At 46.0% G+C, this 7,088-nt stretch carries 7 protein-coding genes; 6 read left to right on the plus strand and 1 reads right to left on the minus strand.

Annotation, left to right across the window (positions count from 1 at the left end):
* The coding region (locus GXO74_04885) for an FAD-binding oxidoreductase (protein NOZ60993.1) at nt 1-94 on the minus strand (94 nt) is incomplete at its 3' end.
* A 229-nt stretch (nt 95-323) separates the two neighbouring features.
* Here GXO74_04885 and GXO74_04890 point away from each other — a divergent pair.
* The 6 genes from GXO74_04890 to GXO74_04915 form a co-directional block, all read left to right on the plus strand.
* Nucleotides 324-1,898: a ribulokinase gene (locus GXO74_04890; GenBank protein ID NOZ60994.1), complete on the plus strand. Its 1,575-nt coding sequence runs from the start codon at nt 324-326 to the stop codon at nt 1,896-1,898.
* A 48-nt stretch (nt 1,899-1,946) separates the two neighbouring features.
* Nucleotides 1,947-3,068 carry an aldo/keto reductase gene (locus GXO74_04895; protein ID NOZ60995.1) on the plus strand — a complete coding sequence of 374 codons (1,122 nt, stop codon included), beginning with the start codon at nt 1,947-1,949 and terminating at the stop codon, nt 3,066-3,068.
* Nucleotides 3,069-3,077: 9 nt separating this feature from the next.
* Nucleotides 3,078-3,836 (plus strand): SDR family NAD(P)-dependent oxidoreductase, encoded by a 759-nt coding sequence (locus tag GXO74_04900; GenBank protein ID NOZ60996.1) that lies wholly within the window; start codon nt 3,078-3,080, stop codon nt 3,834-3,836.
* A 208-nt stretch (nt 3,837-4,044) separates the two neighbouring features.
* Nucleotides 4,045-5,916 carry a PQQ-binding-like beta-propeller repeat protein gene (locus GXO74_04905; protein NOZ60997.1) on the plus strand — a complete coding sequence of 624 codons (1,872 nt, stop codon included), beginning with the start codon at nt 4,045-4,047 and terminating at the stop codon, nt 5,914-5,916.
* Nucleotides 5,917-5,994: 78 nt separating this feature from the next.
* Nucleotides 5,995-6,819, plus strand: coding sequence for a DUF1848 domain-containing protein (locus tag GXO74_04910; GenBank protein ID NOZ60998.1), 825 nt, complete (start codon nt 5,995-5,997; stop codon nt 6,817-6,819).
* A gap of 111 nt (nt 6,820-6,930) precedes the next feature.
* The coding region (locus GXO74_04915) for a thiamine-phosphate kinase (protein ID NOZ60999.1) at nt 6,931-7,088 on the plus strand (158 nt) is incomplete at its 3' end.

The following is a 7,088-nucleotide window of genomic DNA, read 5'->3' on the forward strand; positions in this document are numbered from 1 at the left end:
CTATGTCTTCAAATTTGGAAGATAATTTGTAAGCGATGGCACAGCCGACTACTCCGGCGCCAATGATTGTCAAAGAAACGCGATCAGACATCATTTTCTCCGTTTTGTTTGAAAATTCTGTTAAAATCAAAGAGAAGTCAGGCATACAATACAAAATAATTTCGACTTTTTCAAGTATTTAATTGCTTATCAGGCAGAAGTTTATTATATTAATCTAGCTATTATGGTTCGGGGAAAACCCGATTTCTACCTGTTTATCTTGATGAAAAGTTTCTCGTCTTTAAATATCGCGGTCATTTTTTTAAATAAAAAGGGTGCCGAAAATGTCTGTCGTTGCCGGAATCGATTTTGGTACATTGAGCGTTCGCGTTTCTATTTTTCACAGCGAGAAGGGCAAATTAGGGTCGGCAAGCAGCGATTACGAACTGATTAGAAAATCAGGCGATCCTGACCATGCGACACAGCGCCACGAAGATCAACTATCCGCATTGACCAGTGCGATGGCAGCAGCCGTGCGCTCAGCGAATATTCGCGGTAAAGATATTGAAGCATTGGCGGTGGACACGACCGGATCGAGCGTGATAGTGGTGGATGATAAATTATCACCGCTGGGAGATTATTACCTCTGGTGTGACCATCGCGCAAAAAATGAAGCCGCTGAGATCACCGAAACAGCGCATCGCGTTGGGTTGCCCCATATCAATTGGTGCGGCGGTGTTTATTCTTCAGAATGGGGATGGGCAAAGTTACTGCATTGGCTGCGTCACAACGCTGATAGCGGAAAACATTTCGCCAGCAGTTTTGAGCATAGCGATTTGGTCGTCGGATTGCTTTGCGGCGCGAAATCCCCCAAAGAGGTGAAAAGAAATATCTGCGCCGCAGGCCACAAATGGATGTGGAATGAGGAATTAGGCGGTTTGCCCCCTGAATCTTTTCTGGAAAAAGTTGATCCGCTTTTCCAAGGAGTGCGCGAAAAAATTGTCGGTGATTATGCCTCGTCGTTGGAAATTGCCGGTCGGCTGTCTCCGCAGTGGGCGGAAGAATTAGGTCTGAAAACGGGAATCCCCGTCCCTGTCGGCGCTCTGGACGCGCATTGGGATGCGATCGGGTCGGGAATCAAAGAAGGCGATGTGGTAAATGTGATTGGTACTTCCACGTGTATCATGGCAATCGCGCGTGACGTGGAACTCATTCCCGGAGTTTCCGGCGTGGTTAAAGGATCGATTCATCCCGACTATTTTGGCATTGAAGCTGGCCTTTCCGCAGTGGGCGATTTATTTGATGCGATCGCACGTCGTGCCGGTGCTTCCGTTCATAAACTGTCCGAAGGGCTGGAGAAATTTCGCGCCGGACAAACCGGGCTGTTGCGTTTTAGTTGGGATAACGGAGATCGTACCGTGCTGGTTAATCCTGAACTGAGCGGCATGTGTCTCGGTTTAACTTTGGCGAGTACGGCGCAAGATGAACTGTTTGCAGCTATTGAAGGAACCGCTTTTCATACGCGAATTATTTTGGAACGAATGAAAGAATATCAGGTGCCAATCTCGCGTGTCATTCACGGCGGTGGAATTCCACAGAAAAATCCGGTTTTGAATCAGGTTTATGCCAATGTCCTGAACATGCCAATTCTTGTACCGGAGCAGGAAGTGACCAGTTTGGGATCAGCGATTTTTGCCTTCATGGCGGCGGGTGCATTTCAGACGATTGAACAGGCGCAGGAAAAGTTGTGCCCTACGTATCGTGTATTTGAACCAGATCCCGGCGCAGTCGCTGTTTACGAAGAATTATTTGATCTGTATAAAAAATTATATTTTGCCTTTGGGCAAGAAAAATTAGCTTCAATTTCGGTCGGCGAGGTATTGCCAACTTTGCGTTTGATCGCTGAAAAAATGAGATAGAAATGACTATTTTAGCAAAGATAAAAAAGAGCGAAGGAAAAATAACAGGTGATTTATCGCTACTACGGTTCAACAGGGATTTCTCTCTCTGTGATTGGATTCGGCGGCATGCGTTTCGAGAATCAGGACGATCTTGACGGTTCAGCCGAATTAGTGCTTCAAGCTTATGAAAAGGGCGTCAATTATTTTGATACAGCGCCGCTTTACGGCAAATCGGAAAACATTTTTGGTATCGCGTTCAAGGAGATGAAAAAGACTCGCAAGGAGCGACCTTTTTTCGTTTCCACAAAAACTTTGCAGGAAAATCCGGCAGATGTGCGGAAGGATCTGGAAAAATCGCTCAAAAAAATGGATTTAGACCATATTGATTTTTTCCACGTTTGGGCGGTTCTGACTCCTGAAGCTTATCAGCGCCGAAAAGCAAAGGGTGTGCTGAAAGAATTTGAAAAATTAAAAGAAGAGGGTCTCATTCGGCATATCTGCGTGTCCACGCACATGGCGGGCGAGGACATTGGCGATATGTTGCGCGATTATCCGTTTGACGGCGTTTTGCTCGGCTATTCGGCGATGAATTTTGCCTATCGGGATCACGGCGTTGCTACAGCGGCTTTGCTGAAACGCGGCGTTGTGGTGATGAATCCGTTGGGAGGTGGCATTGTCCCCAATCATCCGGATCGTTTCGATTTTGTGCGCACTCAAGAGAATGAAACCGTTGTCGAAGGCGCACTGCGATTTTTAATCAATGATCCGAGAATTACAGTGGCGTTGGTCGGATTTGGCAATCAAAAACATTTAGCTGAGGCAATCTCCGCCGTTGAAGGATTCCAACCCATTTCATCTGAGCAAATTGAAAGGATAAAATCGGGGTTGAATCGTTCATTTGATAAATTGTGCACCAGTTGCCGCTATTGCGATTACTGCCCGGTGGAGATTCCGTTGCCGCAGCTCATGGAATCTTTTAATCATCTGGAGCTGAATCCGGATTATTTCCTCACGCGAATTAGTTTGCATTGGGGGCTGTCTTTTGAAGAAGATTACGCCGCGCGCTGCATTGACTGCGGTTTGTGTGAAACATTGTGTACACAAAAATTGCCCATTCGGGAGCGTTTGAAAATTGTGCAGCAGGAAATTTCCAGCCGAAAGAAGAAAAAATACGCAGAACAGGAGTGATTCCAGCGTATGAAGTTAGGGAACAAAACGATACTGATTACTGGCGCTTCATCCGGAATCGGCAGAGAGCTTGCATTCCAATTGGCGAATCGGGGCAACCGGTTGCTATTGATTGCCCGACGGGAAGAATTGCTCAAAGAGATCAGCGGGGCGCTTTCGTCGGCAGCTTTGCCGCATCGCTATTTTTCGTGCGATGTCGCTGACGCCGCCGCTGTGGAAAAAATTTGCCGGAAAATATTGTCTGACGAATTGCTGCCCGATGTGCTGATTTTCAACGCTGGTGTGGGCGGGTTGTTTGAAATCGAAAATATCGATTCGGATCGTTTTGAACAGATTTTTCGCGTGAATCTTTTTAGCGTTGTTTACTTTTTGCGTCATCTTCTGTCGCCGATGTTGGAGCGAAACAGCGGAATGATTGCTGCAGTAGGGAGTCTCGCAGGTTCGCGCGGTATGCCACGCTCTGCGCCGTACGCGTCGAGCAAAGCAGCGCTGGGAATTTTGCTGGAAAGTTTGCGCATCGATCTGTGGAAAACAAAGATTAAAGTCAGTCTGATTTCGCCGGGATTTGTAAAAACTCCGATGACAGATAAAAATACGCATCCCATGCCTTTTCTGATAACGGTTGAAAAAGCAGTGAAAATTATCATCCGCGGGCTGGAAAATGAAAAAACAGAAATTCATTTCCCAAAAAGATTATCTTTCATTGCTAAAGCAGGGAAGCTGTTGCCGAATAAAATTTATGCACAGATAATGCAGGGAAGAAAGTAAATTTTAGTTCAAAGTTTGTTGTTTTTAGTTTATAGTTCGCCTGTGAACTGGTTGTCAATTTTTTGACGGTAATAATTGATCAGTAAAATTGACCTATTCTAAATCAAAAAAATCAATCGCTTTAAACGCAAAACTAAAAACTCTGAACTTTAAACTACGAACTATAAACCCCAAACTCGTAACACAAAACTCTAATCCAAAAGATGTCATGAAAAAAATTTCAAAAATCCTTCTAATATCTCTCGCCTTTCTCGTTTTTTCCTCATGCGAGCAAAAATCGTCCTTTCGTTTCGCTTGGCTGAGTGACACTCATGTCGGTTCACCCAATGCGGAGAAATATCTGCGGGAATCGGTTCATGATATTAATTTAAATAACGAAATAGATTTTACCATCATTTCCGGTGATGTATCAGAGACCGGCAGCGATGCGGAATTGAAATTAGCCAAATCGATTCTGGATTCATTGAAAAAACCCTATTTCATCATTCCGGGAAACCATGATACAAAATGGTCGCCGTCGGGGTGTACCACATTTTCGAAATTGTGGGGCGATGACAAATTTCGTTTTTCCAAAGGCGGCATTGAATTTCTCGCCATTCATCAGGGTCCGATCATGCGCATGGGCGATGGATTTTTTTCACCGGAAGATGTGCGCTGGCTGAGAGAGCAACTGCAGGATGTCGGCCGATCCAAACCCATCATTTTTGTCACTCATTATCCGCTGAATTCGTCAATTTCCAACTGGTTTGTTGTTTTGGATTTGCTGAAAGAGTATTCCACAGAAATTGTTCTGTTGGGTCATGGCCATCGAAATAAAGCTTACAATTTCGAGGGGCTGCCCGGCGCCATGGGAAGGTCAAATTTGAAAAGAGGAAAAACGCCGGTCGGTTACAATCTCGTTGAAGTGACGGCGGATTCCATTCGTATTTGTGAAAAGAACATAGGCAAAAAACGACAACCTTACTGGTATCGTCTCAGCCGCGGAACTCGTCTGAATTTCGATTCAACAAAAATTGAACGTCCTGATTTTTCCGACAATGACAAATTTCCGCAAATTAAAATAAAATGGCTCTATGAAACATTTTACACTATCGCCAGCGGCGCAGCGGTCTGGACAGATTACGTCGTCGCCGGAAATAGACGCGGGACAGTTTATTGCCTCGATGTGGACGATGGCAGTCGTATCTGGCAGTTCGAGACTCAGGGCGCTGTATTTTCGCAACCGGAAATCGCAGAAGGGAAGGTCGTTTTTGGTTCCGCAGATCAGCACATTTACTGCCTGGACATTGTTGACGGCAGTCTAATTTGGAAATTTCGCACCGATGCGCCAGTGGTGGCATCTCCGCGAATTGAAAAAGGAGTCGTTTATTGCGGCGCCAGCGACGGCGTTTTCCGCGCCATTGATCTGGAAAGCGGACGCCTTATCTGGCAATTTCGAGATGTCAAAGATTTTGTGGAATGCAAGCCCTTGATTTACCAGGATAAAGTAATTTTCGGCGCCTGGGACACAAATTTGTACGCCCTGAACATTGCCGACGGCTCTCTGGCGTGGAAATGGAATCAGGGAAGACCCGGAAAATTGTTCAGCCCGGCAGCTTGCGATCCGGTAGGCGCGCGAAATAAAGTGTTCATCGTTGCTCCCGATCGCTATCTGACAGCGATAGATGTGGATTCTGGGAGAACTATCTGGCGCAGCAATCGCTACCGCGTGCGCGAGAGTCTGGGAATTGCCAAACGCGGCGGGGCGATTTTCGCCAAAACCATGCAGGACACCGTTGTCTGTGCCTACACCTGGCCCGAAAAACCGATCTGGAAATGGGCGAAAGACGCCGGCTTCGGTTATGATATCGATCCCTCTGTCATTATTGAAAAAAGACACCGCATTTTTTTCGGAACGCAGCACGGCTATATTTATTCGTTGTATTCGGATAACGGAAAGCTGGACTGGAAATTTCGCGTGGGAGTTTCTTTGATCAATAATGTAATCCCGCTGGATTCGCTCAATGTCATCGGTACAGACATGCAGGGAAGAATATTTCGGTTGGCGACGCAGAGGCCGGATACTTTGTTGGAAGAATAATAGCAAGGTAGAGCTCGTGTACACTTTATCTGGAAAACGTTCTGAATCATTGCGCGATTTGAAGGTTATAAAACAGAGATGGTTCAACAGTTGAAGAAAGTCATTTCCGCCAGCCGACGCATCGACATGGTGGGCACAGCGCCGGATCGGTTTGTGGAAATTTTAGAAGAAAAATGTCCGCCGGAAAATGTGCATACGCTCGTCATCTGGACCAAAAATGCGACGAATTTGTTTGAATACAAGCCGTTGCTGGCAAAAGTGAAACAGTACGATCAGCTTTTTATCCATTATTCAGTCACCGGCATGGGCGGTACATTTTTGGAGCCTGGCATTGAACCCACGGAAAAGGCAATGTCTCGTCTAAATTCGCTTGTGGACTTAGTCGGTGATCCCAGGCGTATCCGTTTTCGTTTCGATCCCATTGTGCATTTGCGTCTTCCCGATGGCGAAAATTATTGTAATTTGCCAATTTTTGAAAAATTAGCCCCGCAAATTGCCGTCGCGGGCGTGCGCGACGTCTCCATTAGTTGGATGTCAACTTATCGAAAAGTTATTTCCCGTTTAAGAAAAGCAGGGATTGAAGTGGTTTCTTTTTCCCGGGAACAATGGCAGGGAGAGCTAAATTGGCTGCAAAAAATCGCGGCTGATAACAATCTCCGTTTGCACGGCTGCTGCGTGCCCGGAATGGAGCGTTCGCGCTGCATTGATGGCTTTCTGCTTAACGAACTGCATCCGTACGGAGAAAAATGTTCCACGCGCAAAGCCAAAGGACAGCGAACCGCCTGCGGCTGCACAGAAAGCTGGGACATTGGCTGGTACTACGAATGCGCACATGGGTGTCGCTATTGTTATGCGAATCCGAAAATTTTTGATTTTAATGGAACGCGGATGAACACTGATTAGACGGATCGCCGCGGATTTTTTGTTTTATAGCTCTTCATCGAGCTTTTGAGTTGATAAATTAAAAATGAGGAGAGGGGCTTCGAGTCCTGGAGTCTTGGTGGCAAAAAAGATATGGATATTCAAAAAACAGCTTCCCAAATCGGCGAATTCGGCTTGATCGAGCGAATTCAAAAGATTCTTGGGAAGGCTCAAAACGAAAAAATCATTTTGGGCATTGGTGACGACACTGCTGTGATTGATATCGGCGGTGGCAAAGTGCAGCTTGTCAC

The organism is Calditrichota bacterium, from assembly GCA_013152715.1.
Classification (GTDB): Bacteria; Zhuqueibacterota; Zhuqueibacteria; order Thermofontimicrobiales; family Thermofontimicrobiaceae; genus 4484-87.

Coding starts and splice junctions, on each gene's coding strand:
- GXO74_04890 (NOZ60994.1), top strand. CDS start 324: ATGTCTGTCGTTGCCGGAATCGATTTTGGTACATTGAGCGTTCGCGTT.
- GXO74_04900 (NOZ60996.1), top strand. CDS start 3,078: ATGAAGTTAGGGAACAAAACGATACTGATTACTGGCGCTTCATCCGGA.
- GXO74_04905 (NOZ60997.1), top strand. CDS start 4,045: ATGAAAAAAATTTCAAAAATCCTTCTAATATCTCTCGCCTTTCTCGTT.
- GXO74_04910 (NOZ60998.1), top strand. CDS start 5,995: ATGGTTCAACAGTTGAAGAAAGTCATTTCCGCCAGCCGACGCATCGAC.